We start from the raw sequence: 19,182 nt of genomic DNA, 5'->3' as shown, positions 1-19,182 counted from the left end.
TCGGGTCGGTCGGGTCCACGAGAGGCGCGCGTTTCCGTGGGGACCGCTCCCACCCCCGCGGCGTACGGTCTGCTCCATGGCCCGACAGCAGAAGGACCAGGCGATCATCCCGATGCCGGTCGCCCCGGTCGAAACCCCCGCACCCGATGCCGACGGCAAGCGTCTGGACACCGGCACCGGCTGGGTCAAGTGGTTGGACCGGGTGCTCAGCGTGCAGCGCCCCATCGTCGTCGCACACGTCAACCGGCTCCGTCGCCGCCACCCGGACGCCAGCCCTGCGGAGATCATCCAGATCCTCGAGCGGCAGTACCTCACGGCGGTCACGTCGGGCGGCGCGGCGGTCGGTGCGAGTGCCGTCATCCCGGGTGTCGGCATGGCTGCCGCGCTGGGGTTGAGCGGCGCGGAGACGGTCGGCTTCCTCGAGACCACAGCGCTGTTCGCGCAGTCGGTGACCGAGGTGCACGGGATCGCGCTGGACGATCCGGAGCGCGCACGCACGCTCGTGATGGCGCTCATCCTCGGCACTCCGGGGACCCAGCTCATCAAGCAGCTCGCCGGTCAGGCGGCCGGGGGGCAGGCGCGGACGGCGTTCTGGGGCGAGATGGTGACGGCCTCGCTGCCGAAACAGGTCGTGTCCGGCATCGGCGGTCAGGTCCGCGACCAGTTCGTCCGGCGCTTCGCGGCTCGGCAGGGATCGACGATCGTCGGGCGCGCCCTGCCGTTCGGGATCGGTGCTGCGGTGGGCGGGCTCGGCAACCACGCGCTCGGGCGCAAGGTGGTGAACGCGTCGCGGACCGGCTTCGGGACGCCGCCGGCGCAGTTCCCGATCGTGCTCGACGCGAAGCCGACCCGTGCGGCGAAGGAGCGTCGCGAGCCGACGTCCGAGGGCCGGAAGGCGCTGCCGTGGCGACGTCGCAAGGCGGACGAGGACCTCTGGGCGGAGACGCCCGACCCGGGTCCGGCCGACCGGCGCTGAGCTGACACCGGCCCGGCCGACCGGCGCTGAGCCGGTACCGGTCCGGCCGGCCAGCACCAGACCGGATCACCAGCACCAGCACCGGTCCGACACCGGCCCGGAGGCTCCTCAGCCCCGGCGCACCGGCGTCGTGACGACCTGCCCTGCGTGCGCGAAGCCTCCGCCGAAGCCGAACAACAGCGCCGGCACCCCTTCGGGCAGTTCGCCGCGCGACCACGCCTTCGACAGCCCCAGTGGCACGCTCGCCGCCGACGTGTTGCCCGACTCGACGACGTCACGGACGACGTAGCTCGGGGATCCGCCCAGCGCCTCGACGAGGGGCTCGATGATCCGCAGGTTCGCCTGATGGAACGCGAAGACCTCGATGTCGTCGATCGTCAGCCCGGCAGCGGCGACGACGGCACGCGCATGGTCGGCCGCCTCCGTGATGGCCCACCGGTAGATCGAGCGGCCCTCCTGGGAGAACCGCGCGGGGTCGCCGGACACCCGCACGGCCTGCTGCAGGTGCGGCACGCTCCCCCACGAGACCGGCCCGATCTGCGGCTCGTCGGAGGCCCCGACCACCGCTGCCCCGGCTCCGTCGCCCACGAGCACGCAGGTCGATCGGTCGGTCCAGTCGACGATGCCCGAGAGCTTCTCGGAACCGATCACGAGCGCGGTGTCGGCGGATCCGGTGCGCACGGCCTGGTCGGCGATGCCCATCGCGTACTCGAACCCGCTGCACGCGGTGTTGATGTCGATCGGTGCTGCCCGCGCGGACAGTCCGAGTTCCGCGACGACCCGACCGGCGGTGTACGGCGCGCGGTCCTCGTGCGTGGTGGAAGCCACGACGACGAGCCCGACGTCGGACGGACCGACCCCTGCGTCGGCGAGGGCAGCACGCCCGGCCTCGACCGCCATCGTGGTGACGGTGTCGTCCGGCCCGGCGATGCGGCGCGTCTCGATGCCGGTGCGGGTGGTGATCCACTCGTCGTTCGTGTCGACCATCGTCGAGAGCTCGTCGTTGGTCAGGATGCGCGAGGGCTGGTGGTGGCCGAACCCGATGATCCGGCTGCCTCGGAGTGCGGGGATGTTCACCCGCGGCACGCTACTCCCACCGACGACCGATGCATGCCCGCGAACGCATGCGCCCCGTACGAGCGCACACGCGCGACGAGAGCTCGCAACCGGTACCGCCAGGGCCTGGCTCCCCCAGCGCACCCCGCGTAGACCAGCTCCATGGACTACACACACCTCGGACGGACAGGGCTGTCGGTGTCGCGAGCGGTGCTCGGGACGATGAACTTCGGACCGGAGACCAGCGAGGACGACTCGCACGCCATCATGGACCGCGCACACGAGCTCGGCGTGAACTTCTTCGACACCGCGAACGGCTACGGCGGCTCGGTGGGCAAGGGCGCGACGGAGGAGATCATCGGCCGCTGGTTCGCGAAGGGCGGCGGTCGGCGCGAGAAGACCGTCCTCGCGACGAAGGTCTACGGCGACATGATCGACTGGCCGAACGGCGGGAAGCTCAGCGCGTACAACATCCGTCAGGCGCTCGACGCGAGCCTCCGGCGTCTCCAGACCGACCACATCGACCTCTACCAGTTCCACCACGTCGACCGCGCGACGCCGTGGGACGAGATCTGGCAGGCCCTCGAGGTCGCCGTCGCCCAGGGCAAGGTGCTCTACGTCGGCTCCTCGAACTTCGCCGGCTGGCACATCGCCCAGGCGCAGGAGGCCGCGGCCCGCCGGAACTTCCTCGGCCTCGTCAGCGAGCAGTCGATCTACAACCTGGTCGTCCGCGACGTCGAGCGCGACGTGCTGCCCGCCGCGGAGCACTACGGACTGGGCGTCATCCCGTGGTCGCCGTTGCAGGGCGGACTCCTCGGCGGTGTGATCGAGAAGACCGAGAACGGCTCACGCCGGCTGTCCGGCCGCAGTGCCGAGTACGTCGAGGGCCACCACGACCAGCTGTCGGCGTACGAGGCCTTCGCGAAGGAACTCGGCCACACGCCGGGCGAGCTCGCGCTGGCGTGGCTGCTGCACCAACCGGCCGTCACCGCGCCGATCACCGGGCCGCGCACGATGGAGCAGTGGGAGTCCGCGGTCCGCGCGGTCGACATCCGCCTCGACGACGCGGCGCTCGCGCGCCTCGACGAGATCTTCCCGGGGCACAAGACCTCCCCGGAGGACTACGCCTGGTGAGCCGACCCGACTGATCGGCGGTCACCCGATCCACGGATCCGGCGCCACCCGCAGGTCGGATCCGTGGGTCGCCGGACCGGCCTGGAGGCACGTGGCGCACCCGTCTCGACGGCTCGCCACGTGCCTCCAGGCCGTTCGCGCCCACCGCGTCGACCGTGCCGACCGCGCCCCGCACACGCTGCGTCGGCGCCCCGCACGCGCCATCCGCGCCGACCGCGCCGCGCACACGCCGGCCGCGCCGTCAGAGCGCCGCGAGCTCCTCCTCGCTCAGCCCGAGCCAGCGCAGGTAGCCGTCGATGCTCCCCCAGCGCACCTCGATCCGCTCCAGCACGGTCTGCATGATCTCCGGCACGCACCGCTGTGCGACCGCGGTCGCCTCCGGGTCCCCGCTCGCCGCCCGCTCGGCAGCGAACCGTTCCACGAGCCCGACCGCGCTGGCCGCGTAGTCCTCCGCGGCCGAGGCGATCGACGCACCCCAGTGCCGTGCCAGCAGTGCCGCGATGATGCCCGTGCGGTCCTTCCCCGCCGAGCAGCACACCAACACGTCGCCCCGCGTCCCGGCCACGGCCCGGAGTGCGGCGGCGATCCCGGCAGCGTGGCGCTCGGTCCAGTCGGTGTACTGGTCCTCCAACGCGACCGCTGAGGCACCGGACTCGGGCACGGACGGGTCGAACATCGGCACTTGCCGGTAGCCCGCGGTGTCGCGGAGGGGGTGCGGGACGCGGGCGACCTCGTCCTCTCGGCGCAGGTCCACCACGAGCGCGAGGTCCGCCGGGTACGCCGCTGGCGACACGGGCTCGGTGTTCGCCCGGTGGACGGTGCGCGAGCGGTCTGCCTGCAGGTCCGGGCCGCCGACGGGCCGGAGGTTGGTGAGCGTGGACGTCGTCGTCATGCCCCCAGCCTGCCAGCCCCGTGGCGCACCGAGCCGCCAGGGCCCACCCCGCACACGACGACGGGCCCCGCGCCTGCTGTGTGCGCGGGGCCCGTCGGACGGGGCGGAGAGAGCCGGAGCTACCGGACGGAGACCGGGGTCTCGTCGCGCTCCTCGTAGAGGACGTAGCCCTCTTCACCGTGGACCGCGGTGTCGATGCCGGCGACCTCGTCCTCGGTCTTCACGCGGAAGCCGATGGTCTTCTCGATGATCCAACCGATCGCGAAGGCCAGGACGAAGGAGTACAGGCCGACGGCGCCGGCGGCGGCCGCCTGCTTGCCGAGCTGGACGAACGAGCCGGAGTAGATCAGGCCGGTGTCGTTGGCGAAGAAGCCGAGGAACAGCGTGCCGAAGATGCCGCCGACGAGGTGGACGCCCACGACGTCGAGCGAGTCGTCGAAGCCGAGCTTGTACTTCCAGTCGATCGCGAAGCAGCAGACGATGCCGGCGAGGAACCCGAGGAGGATGCCCCAGCCCGGGGTGAGGGCGGCGCAGGCCGGGGTGATCGCGACGAGACCGGTGACGGCACCAGAGGCGGCACCGACGGACGTGGCCTTGCCGTCCTTGAGCTTCTCGACGAGCAGCCAGCCGAGGATGGCGGCGGCCGGGGCGGCGAGCGTGTTCACCCAGGCGATCGCGGCGATGCCGTCGGCCGCACCCTCGGAGCCGGCGTTGAAGCCGAACCAGCCGAACCAGAGGATCGCGGCACCGAGGAGCACGAAGGGCGGGTTGTGCGGCTTGTGCGCGCCCTTGGCGAAGCCGACGCGCTTGCCGAGCACGATCGCGAGGGCGAGCCCCGCGGCACCGGCGTTGATGTGCACCGCGGTGCCACCGGCGAAGTCGATGACGCCCCACGTGGCGGCCCAACCGGAGGTGAGGTTGAACACCCACGACGCGACCGGGAAGTACACGACGGTGACCCAGATGCCCGCGAAGAGCATCCAGGCGCCGAACTTGGCGCGGTCGGCGATGGCGCCGGAGATCAGGGCGACGGTGATGATCGCGAAGGTGGCCTGGAAGCCGACGAACGCCATCGACGGGTACGCGGCGTTGATCGTGGAGGCCTTGGCCTCCTCGAACGCCTGGCCGAGGCCGATGAGGTTCCAGTCGATGCTGAAGAACCCGACGACGCCGCTGACCGCGGTGTGCGGCCCGGTGTTCGCGAAGGCGATCGCGTAGCCGTACAGCACCCACAGGACGCTGACGAGCGCGATGGCTCCGAACGACATCATCATCATGCTGATGACGGACTTGGCCTTCACCAGACCGCCGTAGAAGAAGGCCAGGCCGGGTGTCATGAACAACACCAGCGCCGCCATGACCAACACGAAGGTCGTGTTGCCCTGATCAAGCATCTGTTCACCTCTCGATTGCACGAACGGCTCTTGGACCGCCTCGGGTGCTGTCGAGTTTGGCGAGGTGCTGTTTCACCGATGAGCACGATCTGTTTCGCGGATGTAACGCGACGTCGCGCCGTGTGAACGTTGTGTTTCGGCGGGCGGCGGGTCCCCTGCGACCGTCTGGACGGTCGCGTCACGAGGGCGGGCACCACCGGCCTTGAGGCGCGGTGCGGGCACGCCACGCGCCTCCCGGCCGTCGGGTGGTCGCCTCAGGCGGCGCGCGTCAGCGCGACCACGCGCGACGCCGCGCGCAGGTACTTCTTCCGGTACCCGCCGTCGAGCATCGTCTGCGGGTAGACCGCGTCGAGCGGCGTGCCCGACGCGACGATGCGCACCTGCGCGTCGTACAGCCGGTCGACGAGTGCGACCCAGCGGAGCGCGTCGGTCTGGTCCGTGAACGGCGTCGCGTCGGTGAGGCCGACCGCGTCGAGCCCCTCGACCAGCGCGACGTACTTCGAGGGGTGCACGGTGCCGAGGTGGGCGACGACGTCCGCGAAGGCGTCGAGCGTGACGGCACCGGCGGGCAGTGCCGCGGCGACGTCGGACACCACCGCGGCGGACTCGTCGACGGCGCGACGGCGGTAGTCGAGCCCGTCGATGCGGAGCGTGTCGAACCGATCGGACATCGCCTGGATCTCGCGGAGGAAGTCCTGTGCGGCGAAGCGACCCTCGCCGAGCGCCCCTGGTGGGGTGTTCGAGGTGGCGGCGAAGCGGGTGCCGGTCTCGGAGAGCTCCTTGATGAGCCGCGTCATCATCATCGTGTCGCCCGGGTCGTCGAGCTCGAACTCGTCGATGCACACGAGTGCCGTGCCGCGGAGGAGGTCGACCGTGCCCTGGAACCCGAGCGCGCCGACGAGCGCGGTGTACTCGATGAACGTGCCGAAGGTCTTCCGTCCCGAGGCCGCGTGGTACGCCGCGGCGAGCAGGTGGGTCTTGCCGACACCGAACCCGCCGTCGAGGTACACGCCCGACTTCGTGGCCGCCTCCGGTGCGGCGCTCCGGCGCCGGCCGAACAGCCCGCGGCGGGGCGCACCGGCGCCGGCACCGTTCGCGACGAACGCGGCGACGGTGTCGCGGACCTCGGCCTGGGACGGGTAGTCGGGGTCAGGTCGGTACGACTCGAACGACGCGTCGGTGAACTGCGGCGGCGGGACGAGGGCCGCGGCCATCTGCTGCGGGGACACCTGCGGGTCGCGGTCGACGAGGTGGCTCGGCACCGAGGCGTGTTCAGGCAAGGACGGCCCTTCCGGGAAGCATGTCGTGCGGTGCAACGTTGCGGCTGGAGCACGGTCCGCACGCGTACCGTTGCCCACAGGCACCGAGGACCGATCCTAGTCCGGCGCCCGATCACCACCTGGAGGTAGCACGCCATGACCGCACCGGTCGACCCGTCCGAGAAGTTCGCCGCCTACGCCCACCCGGAGCGCCTCGTCTCCACCGAGTGGCTGCAGGAGCAGCTCGACGCCGGGGTCGGCGCTCCGGACCTGGTCGTCGTCGAGTCCGACGAGGACGTCCTGCTCTACGAGACCGGGCACGTCCCCGGCTCGGTGAAGATCGACTGGCACACGGACCTCAACGACCCGGTGCAGCGCGACTACATCGACGGCGAGGCCTTCGCCCGGCTGCTCGGCGGCAAGGGCATCGCCCGCGACACCACGGTCGTGGTCTACGGCGACAAGAACAACTGGTGGGCTGCGTACGCCCTCTGGGTCTTCACGCTCTTCGGCCACGAGGACGTCCGACTGCTCGACGGCGGGCGGGCGAAGTGGATCGCCGAGGACCGCGCCCTCACGACCGACCGCATCGAGGTCACCCCGGTCGAGTACCCGGTCGTCGAGCGGAGCGACGAGCAGGTCCGCGCCTTCAAGGAGGACGTGCTCGCCCACCTCGGCAAGCCGCTCATCGACGTCCGGAGTGCCGCGGAGTACTCGGGCGAGCGGACCACCGCGCCGGACTACCCGGAGGAGGGCGCGCTGCGCGGCGGACACGTCCCGACCGCGGTGAACATCCCGTGGGCGACCGCGGCCGCGCCCGACGGCACCTTCAAGGACCGTGCCGAGCTCGACGCGATCTACCGCGACGGTGCGGGCATCGGCGACGCCGACGAGGTCATCGCCTACTGCCGCATCGGGGAACGGTCGAGCCACACCTGGTTCGTCCTGCAGCACCTCCTCGGGTACGAGAACGTCCGCAACTACGACGGCTCGTGGACCGAGTGGGGCAGCGCGGTCCGCGTCCCGATCGTCCAGGGCTCCGAGCCGGGCGAGGCCCCGACCCGATGACCGACGACACCACGGCGCTGCCGGCGACGCTCGCGGAGATCCGGGACGACTTCCTCGAGCTCTCCCAGCAGGACCGGCTCCAGCTGCTCCTCGAGTTCTCCGACGAACTCCCGGCGCTGCCCGAGCGGCTGCAGGGCCACGAGGACGAGCTCGAACGCGTCGAGGAGTGCCAGTCCCCCGTGTTCATCACCGTCACGGTCGGTGAGGACGGTGACGCCCCCGACGTCGTCCGGATGCACGCGACCGCACCGCGCGAGGCACCGACCACCCGTGGCTTCGCGTCGATCCTCGCGCAGGGGCTGTCCGGACTGACGGTCGACGAGGTCCTCGCCGTCCCGGCCGACTACCCGCTGACGATCGGGCTCTCCGAGGCGGTGAGCCCACTGCGCATCCGCGGCATGGTCGGGATGCTCGGCCGGGTGCAGCGGCAGGTGCACGCGCTGGCTTCCGCCTGAACCGACCCACCTGACGGGAGGCGCGGGGCGGGCGTGCACCGTCCTCCCTCGCAGGCTCGGTCGGCGCGCCCCGCGCAACGCTTCGCGTCGCTGCTGAGCGGGGCGCGCCCGTCCGTCAGTGGGTCGCGTCTACGACGCGCGGGTCGCCCCCTGGTGCTGCACCACCTCGGTGAGCCACGCGAGGATGCGGGCGTCGAACCAGTCGGCGTCGTGGTTCCAGAGCTTGGTGTGCCGTGCGGTGTGCTGCACCTCGAGCCGGACGATGTCGGGTCGGACGCGCGCGAGGTCGTGGGATGCCGACGACGGGACGAAGCCGTCGTCGTCGGAGTGCAGCAGCAGGATCGGGACGTGGAGCTCGTCGGCGCGGGCGACCATGTCGAGCTCCCGCAGGTCCACGGGCTCGCGCAGTCCGGCGACCCGGTGCAGCACGGGCGCCCGGAGGAGCCACTGTGCGACCTTCCGCACGGTCTTCGGGAACCGGAGCAGGCGGCTCTGCGACTTGAGGACCGCGTGCCAGTCGACCACCGGGGACTCGAGGACCACGCCGTCCACGAGGTGCGCCGACGACGACCGCAGGAGCGTCTGGAGCACGACCGCGCCGCCCATCGACCAGCCCATCAGGACCACGCTCGTCGCACCCTCGCCGGCGACCCAGCGCAGGGTGGCGTCGATGTCCTCCCACTCGGTGCTGCCGAGGCCGTACCGCCCGTCGACGCTCCGCGGGGCGACCCCGTCGTTGCGCCAGGACGCGAGGAGCACCGAGTAGCCAGCGGCCCGGAACACGGGCACGGCGCGGATGGTCTCGGCGCGGGTGACACCGCGGCCGTGCACGAGCACCGCCCAGGGCGCCTCGGGGTCGTCAGCACGGACCACCCACGCCGGCGCAGGGCCGTTCGGGGTGGGGACGTCGACGTCCTCGACGGGGACGTCGAGTTCGCCGGGCGTCAGGTAGAACCATCCGCCCCACCGACCACGGCGGGCGTTCGTCGGGTCACCGGCGTCGATCGCGATGATCCGGCGCGTGACGGTGGTGTCGGTCGTCCCGAGGACCTCGCCGACGCGCATGTGCCCGGTGCCGGCGCCGAACCAGAGGCTGTACCGCCCCTGCAGCTCCGTGTCCGCCGTGCGCTCGATCGTCACCGTGCGGGCACCGGGGTCGACCGCGTGGATCGGGACCCGCTCGGTGCGCTTGCGGTCCGGCGTGACGACGGCCCGGGCGACCGCCGCGACGAACCCGCCGACGACCGCCGCGCTGATCGTGGCGGCCGCGATCCCCGCCCCGAGCGCCACCACCCCGGCCGACCGGGCCGATCGCTGGAGGGCGTCCTCGGCGGGTCGTGCGGATCCGGGCATGCCCGGGAGCCTAGTCTGCATCCGTGTCCGAATCCCGAGAGCCCGACGCCTTCGCCAGGCTCCGCGCGTTCGTGGCGTCCGACCGGCCGCGCACCGAGACCACCGTCACCGAGATCCCCTCCCCGTCGCGGATCGCGCCGTGGTCCCTCGCCCTCGCGGCGGACGTCTCCGGCGCCGCCCACGGGGTCGACTCCGACCTCGGCACCGGCCGGTTCATCGCCCTGTACGACCCCGAAGAACCCGAGGGCTGGGACGGCGCGTTCCGCATCGTGACGTTCGCGCAGGCACCGCTCGAGCCGGAGATCGGTGTCGACGAGTTCGTCGCCGACGTGACGTGGAGCTGGCTCGTCGACGCCCTCGCAGCGCACGGCGCGACCTACGACCACGCGTCCGGGACGGCCACGAAGATCATCTCGCGCGGGTACGGTGACCTCGCGGCGCAGGGCGACGGCGCGCAGCTCGAGCTGCGCGCGTCGTGGACGCCGCGTGACGAGGACCTCACGGCGCACGTCCGCGCCTGGGAGGACATCGTCGCGATGCTCGCGGGCCTGCCGCCCACCTCGGACGGCGTGACCCTGTTGGCCCCGAGGAGGACCGCACGTGACTGACCCCGCTCCGTCGACCGGTGCTGCCGCGTCGGACTCGTCCCCGTTCGAGGAGGGGCACGCGACGGTCCACGTGATCGAGTCGCGCACCGAGTACCTCGCCGCGGTCGAGGCGCTCGCGGGTGGCGACGGACCGGTCGCCGTCGACGCCGAACGCGCCAGCGGGTACCGGTACTCACAGCGCGCCTACCTCATCCAGGTGTTCCGGCGAGGAGCGGGTTCGTTCCTGTTCGACCCGATCGCGATCGGTTCGTTCGCCGAGTTGCAGGACGCCATCGTCGACGAGGAGTGGCTGTTCCACGCCGCCTCGCAGGACCTCCCGTGCCTGCAGGAGGTCGGACTCGTCCCCACGAGGATCTTCGACACCGAGCTCGGTGCGCGCATCGCCGGCTTCCCCCGGGTCGGGCTCGGCGCCGTCGTCGAGCAGCTGCTCGGCATCACGCTCGCGAAGGCGCACTCCGCCGCCGACTGGTCGACCCGACCGCTCCCGCAGTCCTGGCTCGTGTACGCCGCGCTCGACGTCGAACTGCTCCCCGACCTCCGGGACGCCCTCGCGGCGGTCCTGGACGAGGCGGGCAAGACGCGGATCGCCGAGGAGGAGTTCGCCGCCGTGCTGGCGCGCGCGCCCAAGCCCCCGCGCGCCGAGCCCTGGCGTCGTCTCTCCGGCATGCACGCCCTGCGCGGTGCCCGTGCGCTCGCGATCGCCCGTGCGCTGTGGACGGCCCGGGACGAGTACGCGCGCGAGGCGGACATCGCCCCGGGTCGGACCATCCCCGACGCCGCGATCGTCGCAGCGGCGGCCGCGAACCCCGCGTCGAAGGGCGAGCTCGCCGGGCTCAAGGCCTTCACCGGACGTGCGAGCCGGAGCGAGATGGACCGCTGGTGGGCCGCCGTCGAGGCGGGTCGCACGACCGAGGACCTCCCCCGGCTCCGCGCCGTCGGCGACCCGTCGCTGCCGCCGCCCCGTGCGTGGGCCGATCGCAACCCCGAGGCCGACCGTCGCTACAAGGCGGCGCGTGCCGCGGTCGTCGCGCGTGCCGAGGCACTCGACCTGCCCGTCGAGAACCTCCTGACGCCGGAGACCCTCCGTGTCGTGTCGTGGGAGCCGCCCACGTCGATCGCGACCGAGACCGTGGGAGCCGCCCTCGCCGCGCACGACGCCCGGCCGTGGCAGGTCGAGGAGACGGCGTCGATCATCGCGCAGGCCTTTGTCGCTGCTGCACAGGAGCCTGCTGCTGAGAGCAACACCGGCTCGTAGGAACACCCCAACCGGCATGCGTCCGCCCAGGCGGCGGGCATAGCGTCGGTACCGTCGCCGGGTTCGACCCGGCCGGTCGGGGCGGAACGTGCCCCGACTCGATCGATGAGGATCTGGAGGCCCAGATTGCCCAAGGCAGCAGACGTCGTCTTCGTTGACGGCGTGCGGACACCGTTCGGACGTGCCGGAGAGAAGGGGGTGTTCTGGAAGACCCGCGCGGACGACCTCGCGGTCCACGCGATGCGCGGCCTGCTCGACCGCAACGCCTCCCTCGACGGAGCCGCCGTGGACGACGTCGCCGTCGCGGCCACGACGCAGCAGGGCGACCAGGGGCTCACCCTCGGACGAACCGTCGGGATGCTCGCGGGCCTGCCGAAGTCGGTGCCCGGTTACGCGATCGACCGCATGTGTGCCGGAGCCATGACGAGCGTCACGACCCTCGCCGGCGCGATCGCCTTCGGCGCGGCCGACGTCGCGATCGCCGGTGGCGTCGAGCACATGGGCCGTCACCCGATGGGCTTCGGTGCCGACGTCAACCCGCGCTTCGTCGCCGAGCGCATGGTCGCGACGGACGCGCTCGTGATGGGGTCCACCGCCGAGCGTCTCCACGACCGTTTCCCGGCCATCACCAAGGACCGCACCGACGCCTACGCCGTGCAGTCGCAGCAGCGGTACGCCGCCGCGTGGGCAGCCGGCAAGCTGCAGCCCGACGTCGTCCCGGTCGAGGTCAACACCGGCCAGGGTTGGGACATCGTCACGAAGGACGAGCCGCCGCGCCCGGGCACCACGCTCGAGGCACTCGCCGCGCTCAAGACGCCGTTCCGCCCGCACGGCCGCATCACCGCGGGCAACGCGGCCGGCCTGAACGACGGCGCCACGATGAGCCTCCTCGCCTCCGCCGACGCCGCGAAGGAGCACGGCCTGCCGCAGAAGATGCGCATGGTCTCCTTCGCCTTCGCCGGAGTGGACCCCGAGGTGATGGGCATCGGCCCCGTCCCCGCGACGGACAAGGCACTCGCCAAGGCCGGCCTCTCCATCGACGACATCGGCCTGTTCGAGATCAACGAGGCGTTCGCCGTGCAGGTGCTCGCGTTCCTCGACAACTACGGCATCGCCCAGGACTCCGCGAACGTGAACGCCTGGGGCGGCGCCATCGCCGTCGGTCATCCCCTCGCGTCCAGTGGTGTCCGTCTCATGACGCAGCTCGCCGCGCAGTTCGCCGAACGCCCGGACGTGCAGTACGGCATCACCACGATGTGCATCGGGCTCGGTCAGGGCGGCACCGTCATCTGGGAGAACCCGAACTACTCGAAGTCCGCCGCCCGTTCCGCCCGGAAGGACGCCTGATCATGACCACCACCCCGATCGACCAGCTGACCGAGCTCAGCGCCGACGAGGTCGTCACCCACTCGTACGTCAAGCACGTCCCGCTGCCGTCGGGCGGCACGCTCGCCCTCGTCACGCTCGACAACGGCAAGGACTACAAGCGGCCCTCGACCCTGGGCCCCCGGACGATGCGTGAGCTGTCCGACGTGCTGGACACCCTGCGGGCGGCAGCGTCTGCCGGGACCATCCAGGCGGTCGCGATCACCGGCAAGGAGTACTGCTTCGCCGCGGGTGCGGACCTGTCGCAGGCGGCAGCGCTCCCCTCGCGCGAGGTGGCGCACGAACTCGGCGTCCTCGGCCACGCCACGCTCCGCAAGCTGTCCGACCTCGGTGTGCCGTCGTTCGCGTTCGTGAACGGCATCGCCCTCGGCGGCGGACTCGAGATCGCGCTGCACTGCACCTACCGCGTGTTCTCGTCGGCCGCACAGGGCATCGGGTTGCCCGAGGTCTTCCTCGGCATCATCCCCGGCTGGGGCGGTGCCACGCTGCTCCCCCGGCTCATCGGCCCGGAGAAGGCGCTGCGGGTCATCGTCGAGAACCCGCTCAAGAACAACCGGCTCATGGACGGCAAGGCCGCGGTCGACCTCGGCATCGGAGACGCGCTCATCCCCTCGGTGACCTTCCTGCCGTCCGCCGTCGCCTGGGCAGACGGCGTCGTGTCCGGCCGGATCAAGGTCGTCCGGAAGAACGAGCCGGGCATGCTCGAGAAGGCAGCGTGGGGCACGGTCGTGAAGGTCGCGCGGGGCCAGGTCGCCGGCAAGATCGGCACCGTACCGAAGTCGCCGTCCCGTGCGCTCGACCTCGTCGCCGCTGCTCGCGGGGGTTCCCTCGACGAGCGGTTCGCCGACGAGGACGACGCCCTGGCCGACCTGCTGTCCGGGGACCAGTTCGCGGCGTCGATGTACGCGTTCGACCTCGTGCAGAAGCGTGCGAAGCGTCCCGTCGGTGCCCCCGAGGGTGTCGAGCCGCGGAAGATCACGAAGGTCGGCGTGCTCGGCGCCGGACTCATGGCCTCCCAGTTCGCCCTGCTCTTCGCCCGTCGTCTCAGCGTCCCCGTGGTCATCACGGACGTGTCGCAGGAGCGTGTGGACGCCGGCGTCGCCCGCATCCACGAGTCGGTCGACGAGATGCTCGGGAAGGGTCGTGTCTCCCCGGACGAGGCGAACCGCATCAAGGCGCTCGTCAGCGGCTCGGTGTCGTACGACGCCTTCGCGGACGCCGACTGGGTGATCGAGGCCGTCTTCGAGGAGATGAGCGTCAAGCAGGACGTGTTCCGCAAGATCGAGCAGGTCATCGCGCCGGACGCGATCCTCGCCACGAACACCTCGTCGCTCTCGGTCTCCGAGATGGGGTCGGTGCTGTCCGACCCGTCCCGCCTGGTCGGCTTCCACTTCTTCAACCCGGTCGCGGTGATGCCGCTGCTCGAGGTCGTCCGGACGGCGGACACGTCCGACGAGGTGCTCGCCACGGCGCTCTCGGTCGCGAAGACCCTCAAGAAGACGGCGATCATCACCGCCGACCAGCCGGGCTTCGTCGTGAACCGCGTGCTCGCGCGGGTCCTCGGTGAGGCGATGCGCGGCGTCGAGGAGGGCACCCCCTTCGAGACCGTCGCGGACGGCGCCGCTCCCCTGGGTCTGCCCATGTCACCGTTCGAGCTGCTCGAACTCGTCGGCCTGCCCGTCGGTGCGCACGTCCTCGACTCGCACCACGCCGCCTGGCCGGAGCGCTTCTACCCCGGTGACGGCCTGAGGCGCATCGCCGAGTGCGGGAAGATCCTCACGCGCGACAAGAAGGGCAACGCGACCGGGTACGACCCCGCTGCCGTGAAGCTCGTCGCACCGGCTCGACGTGATGCGACCCCGGTCGACGCCGCCACGATGCAGCAGCGGTTCGAGGACGCCCTCGCCGACGAGGTACACCGCATGCTCGAGGACGGCGTCGTGCAGCACGTCGAGGAGATCGACCTCGGGCTGATCCTCGGCGCGGGTTACCCGTTCCAGGCGGGCGGCATCAGCCCGTACCTCGACCGCTCCGGCGCGTCCGAGCGGGTGTTCGGCGGCCGGTTCCACGACCCCGCGATCGTCGGGCCCGCCTCGCGCTGACGCCCGGCGCTGCGGCCGCCGCCGCCGCCGCCCGACCAAAGTCACCCCGAACCAAGGTTCCCCGCGGTTCGGGGTGACTTCGGTTGTGCGAACGCGATCGGCACCACGCGCACCGCGCGGCCGTGTGCTTTGCCAGTGCCGCCCGGCGTAGCGTGCACGCATGCGGCAGGAGTGGTGGGCACCGAGGACGACGAACCGTCCGTCCGTCGTCGTGCCGGTCCCCCTCGCGGAGGTTCCCGCGCTGCTCCAGCGCGCGGTGGACGCCGTCCCCGGAGCCGCGGCGATGGAGATCCGTGAGGACGGCGCAGTGGTCGGACGTCGTACCTCGTTCGCCCTGCGCGCGGAGAACATCGTGTTCGCGTTCCACCGGGAGGGACCGTCGTCGTCACGCGTCGAGATCCTCCGCGAGGGTCGCGACGGGCTCGACTACGGACGCGTCCTGTTCGTCACCCCCGTGGCCCGCGCGATCCTCCGCGAGCTGGCCACCACTGCATCGTCCGGACGGCGCGAGCCGTGACGCAGACCCACTGGCAACCCCATCGAGACGTGCTCGATGTTGCCTCAGCTACGTCTGAGCCAATCGAGCAAAGCAGACTCATCGGAGGAGTCCTCGCCCTTGGCGAGAGCGACCGCTCGTCGCAGGGCCTTTCGACGAGATGCGAGCGCCTCGGCCAACTCGAGCCGAACAGCCAAGTGTCGAAGTGACAGCACCGACAGTGCCGGATGCCAAGCGCACAGCTCGACCAGCGCGACCATCAGGAACGAACTCAGGACAGCCGCTCCCGCCACCGGGCGGTCGACGGCGATCAACTGCAAGCCGCTGAGTACTACGAGGGACCCGAACACGGTCGGCAGGATCGGCAGTATCCAGGCCAACCACCGGAGACCCTCGGCGACCCGCGCGTAATGCACGAACAGGAATGCCCCATGGGCGCCGAGGACCAACCCGACCACCAACGGAGCGAAGAGCGGGCTCGCGCCGGGTGCCGCGACAGCCAGGCACAGCGATGGTGCAGCGCTGACGGCGATCGCACCGACGGAAGCAAGGACCGGACGCTTTCGCAAAGGGTCACGAAGCGGTTCCGCTGCTTGCCTGATACGCTCCCGCGAGCGTTCGAGCTCACGCTGGTTCTGCTCCAGCTGACGCCGCCGGCTGAGAAGCATCCACGAGCTCGTTTCGACCGCGAGAGCCACGACGAGGATGGTCTCGAGCACCGTGACGATCACGGATCCGACCGACCCGGCGGCGACGAGGAACACGATCCGGAGAACAACAACGCCACAGAAGCTCGCTGCGAGTACCTGAGCACCGCCGCTCAACCGGCGTCGGAGCGACACCACGTCGAGCCCCGGAGCAAGCTGGCCGCCGATGATCGCGATGTAGAAGCCCAAGATCACGGTGACGGTCATCCCGGAGAGAGCATCGAGAGCGTTCCCCGTCGATCGACCGAGCGCAACGATCGCACTCCCGAAGCTCTCGAACACAGCGTGCTGATCCGTGACTCCCGCTTCTGCGATGGACCACACGCCGAGGAGGAGCGTTCCCGTGCCGGCCACCGCGAGGAGTAATCCCGCGAATGCGCCCAGGCTGTTGCGGACGCCGAGTTGCTCGTACAACGCCGGGTTCACCGGTACACCTCTCGTCGATGGGTAGCACGGACCACAGTGACGAGGAGCAGGTCGTCCTCGATCTCGTAGATCATCCGGTGGTCACCGATCCGGATGCGCCAGGCGACATCAGTGCCGCTCAGTTTCCGCGATCCGTTCGGTCGAGGATCGTCGCCCAGTCCTTCGATGGCGTCGAGCAAGCGCGTCCGAACGTTCTTCGGGAGCTTCCGGATCGCTCTCGCTGCAGCTGCGGTGAACCCGACGCTGTAGCGACTCACGCCTCCCCGCGGAGATCGTCGAGGGAGACGCGAGTCCCGTCGTCTTCAGCTTTCGCATCGCGGTAGGCGCGGAGGTCTGCCGCGTCTTCGAGCTGCTCGAGGAGCTCGAGGTCATCGAGGCCGATCACGACGCCTGCGACCTTGCCGTTGCGGGTCACTGCGATGCGCTCGTGGCCGAACGTGGCCCGCCCCATCACGGCAGCGAGCTCAGCACGGAACTCTCTCGTCGTGAGCGATGCGGAAATGCTGTTCATGTGCACACTGTAACCAATGTGTACACACGTATCAACGCTCGGCGGAGCTCGTCTGCCGCGGCCGCGCGGGCTTCGCCTGCGGCACCTTCGTCCCGACGACCTGGTCGATCACGTCGCGGGCGATCGTCTGCGCCGTCAGCCCGACCTCCTGCAGGATCTGCGACCGCGACGCGTGATCGATGAACTCGTCCGGCAACCCGAGCTCGTTCACGCCCGTGTCCACCCCGGCCGCGCGGAGGTCCTGCCGCAACCGCGTCCCGACACCCCCGACGCGTACGCCGTCCTCGATCGTGATGACGAGCCGGTGGTCGCGCGAGAGGTCGATGAGCGACGCCGGGATCGGCACCACCCACCGCGGGTCGACGACGGTCGTCCCGATGCCCTGCGCCTCGAGCAGCGCCGCCGCCTCGAGCGCGACCGGGACCATCGACCCGACCGCGACGAACAGGACGTCGCGTTCCTGGTCTGACGACGGCGACCGCAGCACGTCGACGCCGTCGGACAGCCGACGGAGCGCCGGGATGTCCGGCCCGACCTGCCCCTTGGACCACCGCAGCACGGTGGGGGCGTCGTCCACGGCCACGGCCTCGCGGAACTCCTCACGGAGGGTCGCGGCGTCACGGGGTGCGGCGATCCGGATGCCCGGCACGACCTGCAGGAGCGCGAGGTCCCACATGCCGTGGTGCGACGGCCCGTCCGGCCCGGTGATCCCCGCCCGGTCGAGCACGAACGTGACGCCGGCCCGGTGCAGGGCGACGTCCATGAGCACCTGGTCGAACGCCCGGTTGAGGAACGTCGCGTACAGGGCGACCACGGGGTGCAGTCCGCCGTACGCGAGTCCGGCGGCGGTGGTCACCGCGTGCTGCTCGGCGATCCCGACGTCGATCACCCGGTCGGGGTGCTGCTCCTGGAACAGGTGGAGCCCCGTCGGCCGGAGCATGGCTGCGGTGATCGCGACGATGCGCTCGTCCGCACCACCGACCTCTGCGAGTGACGACGCGAACACCGACGTCCACGAGGGCCCCGACGAGACGTCGAGCGACTCCCCCGTCTCCGGATCGATGTGCCCGATCGCGTGGAACTGGTCGGCCTGGTCGCGGAGCGCCGGCTCGAACCCGTGCCCCTTCTCCGTGATGGCATGAACGATCGTGGGCGCCCCGTACGCCTTCGCCTGACGGAGCGCCGCCTCCATCGCCCGCTGGTCGTGCCCGTTCACCGGGCCGATGTACTTGATGTCGAGGTTCGAGTAGAGGGCCTCGTTGTTCGTGAACCGCGACAGGAACCCGTGCAGCCCGCCGCGCATCCCGCGGTAGAACGCACGACCGGGGGCACCGAAGCGCGAGGCGACGGCCTGCGACTTCTCGAACAGCGCCCGGTACTCGCGACGTGTCCGGACCGAGCTGAGGAACCGTGCCATGCCGCCGATCGTCGGCGCGTACGACCGCCCGTTGTCGTTCACGACGATGACGAGCCGACGGTCGTTGCTGTCGGAGATGTTGTTGAGCGCCTCCCAGGTCATCCCGCCCGTGAGCGCCCCGTCACCCACCACGGCGACGACGGTCCGATCAGCCTGTCCGGTGCGCTGGAACGCGCGCGAGATGCCGTCCGCCCACGACAGCGACGACGACGCGTGCGACGACTCGACGATGTCGTGCTCGGACTCGCTGCGCTGCGGGTACCCGGCGATGCCGCCCCGTTCCCGGAGGCGCGAGAAGTCCTGCCGCCCCGTCACGAGCTTGTGCACGTACGACTGGTGGCCCGTGTCGAAGACGATCGGGTCGTGCGGGGAGTCGAACACGCGGTGCATCGCGAGGGTCAGCTCCACGACCCCGAGGTTCGGTCCGAGGTGCCCACCGGTCTTCGCGACCTCCGCCACCAGGAACCGCCGGATCTCCGCGGCCAGGTCGGTCATCTGCGCGTCGGACAGACGCTTGAGGTCGCGCGGCGACGTGATCCTCGAGAGCAGACTCACGGGCGCTCCTTTCGTGGGGCTGTCGCCCACCATATCCGCGTGACCCGACAAAGGACGGGCGCGCCCCGCTGGGTGCAACGCGAAGCGTTGCGCGGGGCGCGCCGACCGAGCCTGCGAGGGAGGACGGTGCAG

General features: G+C 71.2%; 18 protein-coding genes. 9 read left to right on the top strand and 9 right to left on the bottom strand.

Annotation, left to right across the window (positions count from 1 at the left end):
• Positions 1-76: 76 nt before the first annotated feature.
• Positions 77-976 (top strand): hypothetical protein, encoded by a 900-nt coding sequence (locus ACIPYW_RS12165; RefSeq protein ID WP_400413857.1) that lies wholly within the window; start codon positions 77-79, stop codon positions 974-976.
• A 108-nt stretch (positions 977-1,084) separates the two neighbouring features.
• On the opposite strand, the gene ACIPYW_RS12160 is transcribed toward ACIPYW_RS12165, so the two are convergent.
• Positions 1,085-2,053: a beta-ketoacyl-ACP synthase III gene (locus ACIPYW_RS12160; protein ID WP_400413854.1), complete on the bottom strand. Its 969-nt coding sequence runs from the start codon at positions 2,051-2,053 to the stop codon at positions 1,085-1,087.
• 141 nt (positions 2,054-2,194) lie between these two features.
• Between ACIPYW_RS12160 and ACIPYW_RS12155 the strand changes: the two genes are divergently transcribed.
• Entirely contained in the window at positions 2,195-3,166 is a 972-nt protein-coding gene (locus ACIPYW_RS12155; protein ID WP_290131870.1) for an aldo/keto reductase, read from the top strand.
• A 241-nt stretch (positions 3,167-3,407) separates the two neighbouring features.
• Here ACIPYW_RS12155 and ACIPYW_RS12150 read toward each other — a convergent pair whose 3' ends face one another.
• The 3 genes from ACIPYW_RS12150 to zapE all read right to left on the bottom strand — a co-directional run bounded on the left by ACIPYW_RS12150 (position 3,408) and on the right by zapE (position 6,732).
• Complete coding sequence (locus tag ACIPYW_RS12150; RefSeq protein WP_400413851.1) at positions 3,408-4,058, bottom strand: tyrosine-protein phosphatase; 651 nt, start codon at positions 4,056-4,058, stop codon at positions 3,408-3,410.
• A gap of 119 nt (positions 4,059-4,177) precedes the next feature.
• On the bottom strand, positions 4,178-5,452 hold the full coding sequence (locus ACIPYW_RS12145) for an ammonium transporter (RefSeq protein ID WP_400413849.1): 1,275 nt from the start codon (positions 5,450-5,452) through the stop codon (positions 4,178-4,180).
• 254 nt (positions 5,453-5,706) lie between these two features.
• Positions 5,707-6,732 (bottom strand): cell division protein ZapE, encoded by a 1,026-nt coding sequence (gene zapE / locus ACIPYW_RS12140; RefSeq protein ID WP_400413846.1) that lies wholly within the window; start codon positions 6,730-6,732, stop codon positions 5,707-5,709.
• 135 nt (positions 6,733-6,867) lie between these two features.
• Between zapE and ACIPYW_RS12135 the strand changes: the two genes are divergently transcribed.
• On the top strand, positions 6,868-7,779 hold the full coding sequence (locus tag ACIPYW_RS12135; protein ID WP_400413844.1) for a sulfurtransferase: 912 nt from the start codon (positions 6,868-6,870) through the stop codon (positions 7,777-7,779).
• A complete protein-coding gene (locus ACIPYW_RS12130) occupies positions 7,776-8,234 on the top strand; it encodes a SufE family protein (protein WP_400413841.1) in 459 nt (152 codons plus the stop codon). Before ACIPYW_RS12135 ends, ACIPYW_RS12130 begins: the two co-directional genes overlap by 4 nt.
• Before the next feature lie 129 nt (positions 8,235-8,363).
• Here the strand turns inward: ACIPYW_RS12130 and ACIPYW_RS12125 are convergent, their stop codons facing one another.
• Positions 8,364-9,587 (bottom strand): alpha/beta hydrolase family protein, encoded by a 1,224-nt coding sequence (locus tag ACIPYW_RS12125; RefSeq protein ID WP_400413840.1) that lies wholly within the window; start codon positions 9,585-9,587, stop codon positions 8,364-8,366.
• Between the two features lie 23 nt (positions 9,588-9,610).
• Here ACIPYW_RS12125 and ACIPYW_RS12120 point away from each other — a divergent pair, with 23 nt between their 5' ends.
• The 5 genes from ACIPYW_RS12120 to ACIPYW_RS12100 all read left to right on the top strand — a co-directional run bounded on the left by ACIPYW_RS12120 (position 9,611) and on the right by ACIPYW_RS12100 (position 15,455).
• Positions 9,611-10,195, top strand: a complete 585-nt coding sequence (locus tag ACIPYW_RS12120; RefSeq protein WP_290131877.1) for a DUF3000 domain-containing protein — start codon at positions 9,611-9,613, stop codon at positions 10,193-10,195.
• A complete protein-coding gene (locus ACIPYW_RS12115; RefSeq protein ID WP_400413838.1) occupies positions 10,188-11,450 on the top strand; it encodes an HRDC domain-containing protein in 1,263 nt (420 codons plus the stop codon). The genes ACIPYW_RS12120 and ACIPYW_RS12115 overlap by 8 nt, the downstream gene beginning before the upstream one ends.
• A 105-nt stretch (positions 11,451-11,555) precedes the next feature.
• Positions 11,556-12,797 carry a thiolase family protein gene (locus ACIPYW_RS12110; RefSeq protein WP_400413835.1) on the top strand — a complete coding sequence of 414 codons (1,242 nt, stop codon included), beginning with the start codon at positions 11,556-11,558 and terminating at the stop codon, positions 12,795-12,797.
• 2 nt (positions 12,798-12,799) lie between these two features.
• On the top strand, positions 12,800-14,938 hold the full coding sequence (locus tag ACIPYW_RS12105) for a 3-hydroxyacyl-CoA dehydrogenase NAD-binding domain-containing protein (protein WP_400413832.1): 2,139 nt from the start codon (positions 12,800-12,802) through the stop codon (positions 14,936-14,938).
• Between the two features lie 160 nt (positions 14,939-15,098).
• Positions 15,099-15,455 (top strand): hypothetical protein, encoded by a 357-nt coding sequence (locus tag ACIPYW_RS12100; RefSeq protein ID WP_400413829.1) that lies wholly within the window; start codon positions 15,099-15,101, stop codon positions 15,453-15,455.
• Positions 15,456-15,499: 44 nt separating this feature from the next.
• Here ACIPYW_RS12100 and ACIPYW_RS12095 read toward each other — a convergent pair whose 3' ends face one another.
• The 4 genes from ACIPYW_RS12095 to dxs are packed head-to-tail and all read right to left on the bottom strand — an operon-like array spanning position 15,500 to position 19,083.
• The gene (locus tag ACIPYW_RS12095) at positions 15,500-16,567 is read right to left on the bottom strand and encodes a hypothetical protein (protein WP_400413828.1); all 1,068 of its coding nucleotides are present in this window, start codon (positions 16,565-16,567) and stop codon (positions 15,500-15,502) included.
• The gene (locus ACIPYW_RS12090) at positions 16,564-16,824 is read right to left on the bottom strand and encodes a type II toxin-antitoxin system RelE/ParE family toxin (protein ID WP_400413825.1); all 261 of its coding nucleotides are present in this window, start codon (positions 16,822-16,824) and stop codon (positions 16,564-16,566) included. Before ACIPYW_RS12090 ends, ACIPYW_RS12095 begins: the two co-directional genes overlap by 4 nt.
• Positions 16,821-17,078: a type II toxin-antitoxin system prevent-host-death family antitoxin gene (locus ACIPYW_RS12085; RefSeq protein ID WP_290131883.1), complete on the bottom strand. Its 258-nt coding sequence runs from the start codon at positions 17,076-17,078 to the stop codon at positions 16,821-16,823. The genes ACIPYW_RS12090 and ACIPYW_RS12085 overlap by 4 nt, the downstream gene beginning before the upstream one ends.
• A 31-nt stretch (positions 17,079-17,109) precedes the next feature.
• Complete coding sequence (gene dxs, locus ACIPYW_RS12080) at positions 17,110-19,083, bottom strand: 1-deoxy-D-xylulose-5-phosphate synthase (RefSeq protein WP_400413822.1); 1,974 nt, start codon at positions 19,081-19,083, stop codon at positions 17,110-17,112.
• Between the last annotated feature and the right edge of the window lie 99 nt (positions 19,084-19,182).

The sequence above is a fragment of the Curtobacterium sp. NPDC089689 genome, from assembly GCF_044749145.1.
Taxonomy (GTDB): domain Bacteria; phylum Actinomycetota; class Actinomycetes; order Actinomycetales; family Microbacteriaceae; genus Curtobacterium.
The sequence above is the reverse complement of the archived record's forward strand: the minus strand, read 5'-3'. Positions and strand labels throughout refer to the sequence as shown.

Excerpts from the sequence above, each read along its gene's own strand:
- ACIPYW_RS12165 (WP_400413857.1), top strand. The coding sequence starts at position 77 with ATGGCCCGACAGCAGAAGGACCAGGCGATCATCCCGATGCCGGTCGCC.
- ACIPYW_RS12155 (WP_290131870.1), top strand. The coding sequence starts at position 2,195 with ATGGACTACACACACCTCGGACGGACAGGGCTGTCGGTGTCGCGAGCG.
- ACIPYW_RS12150 (WP_400413851.1), bottom strand. The coding sequence starts at position 4,058 with ATGACGACGACGTCCACGCTCACCAACCTCCGGCCCGTCGGCGGCCCG.
- ACIPYW_RS12145 (WP_400413849.1), bottom strand. The coding sequence starts at position 5,452 with ATGCTTGATCAGGGCAACACGACCTTCGTGTTGGTCATGGCGGCGCTG.
- ACIPYW_RS12135 (WP_400413844.1), top strand. The coding sequence starts at position 6,868 with ATGACCGCACCGGTCGACCCGTCCGAGAAGTTCGCCGCCTACGCCCAC.
- ACIPYW_RS12130 (WP_400413841.1), top strand. The coding sequence starts at position 7,776 with ATGACCGACGACACCACGGCGCTGCCGGCGACGCTCGCGGAGATCCGG.
- ACIPYW_RS12125 (WP_400413840.1), bottom strand. The coding sequence starts at position 9,587 with ATGCCCGGATCCGCACGACCCGCCGAGGACGCCCTCCAGCGATCGGCC.
- ACIPYW_RS12110 (WP_400413835.1), top strand. The coding sequence starts at position 11,556 with ATGAGGATCTGGAGGCCCAGATTGCCCAAGGCAGCAGACGTCGTCTTC.
- ACIPYW_RS12105 (WP_400413832.1), top strand. The coding sequence starts at position 12,800 with ATGACCACCACCCCGATCGACCAGCTGACCGAGCTCAGCGCCGACGAG.
- ACIPYW_RS12100 (WP_400413829.1), top strand. The coding sequence starts at position 15,099 with ATGCGGCAGGAGTGGTGGGCACCGAGGACGACGAACCGTCCGTCCGTC.
- ACIPYW_RS12085 (WP_290131883.1), bottom strand. The coding sequence starts at position 17,078 with ATGAACAGCATTTCCGCATCGCTCACGACGAGAGAGTTCCGTGCTGAG.
- dxs (WP_400413822.1), bottom strand. The coding sequence starts at position 19,083 with ATGGTGGGCGACAGCCCCACGAAAGGAGCGCCCGTGAGTCTGCTCTCG.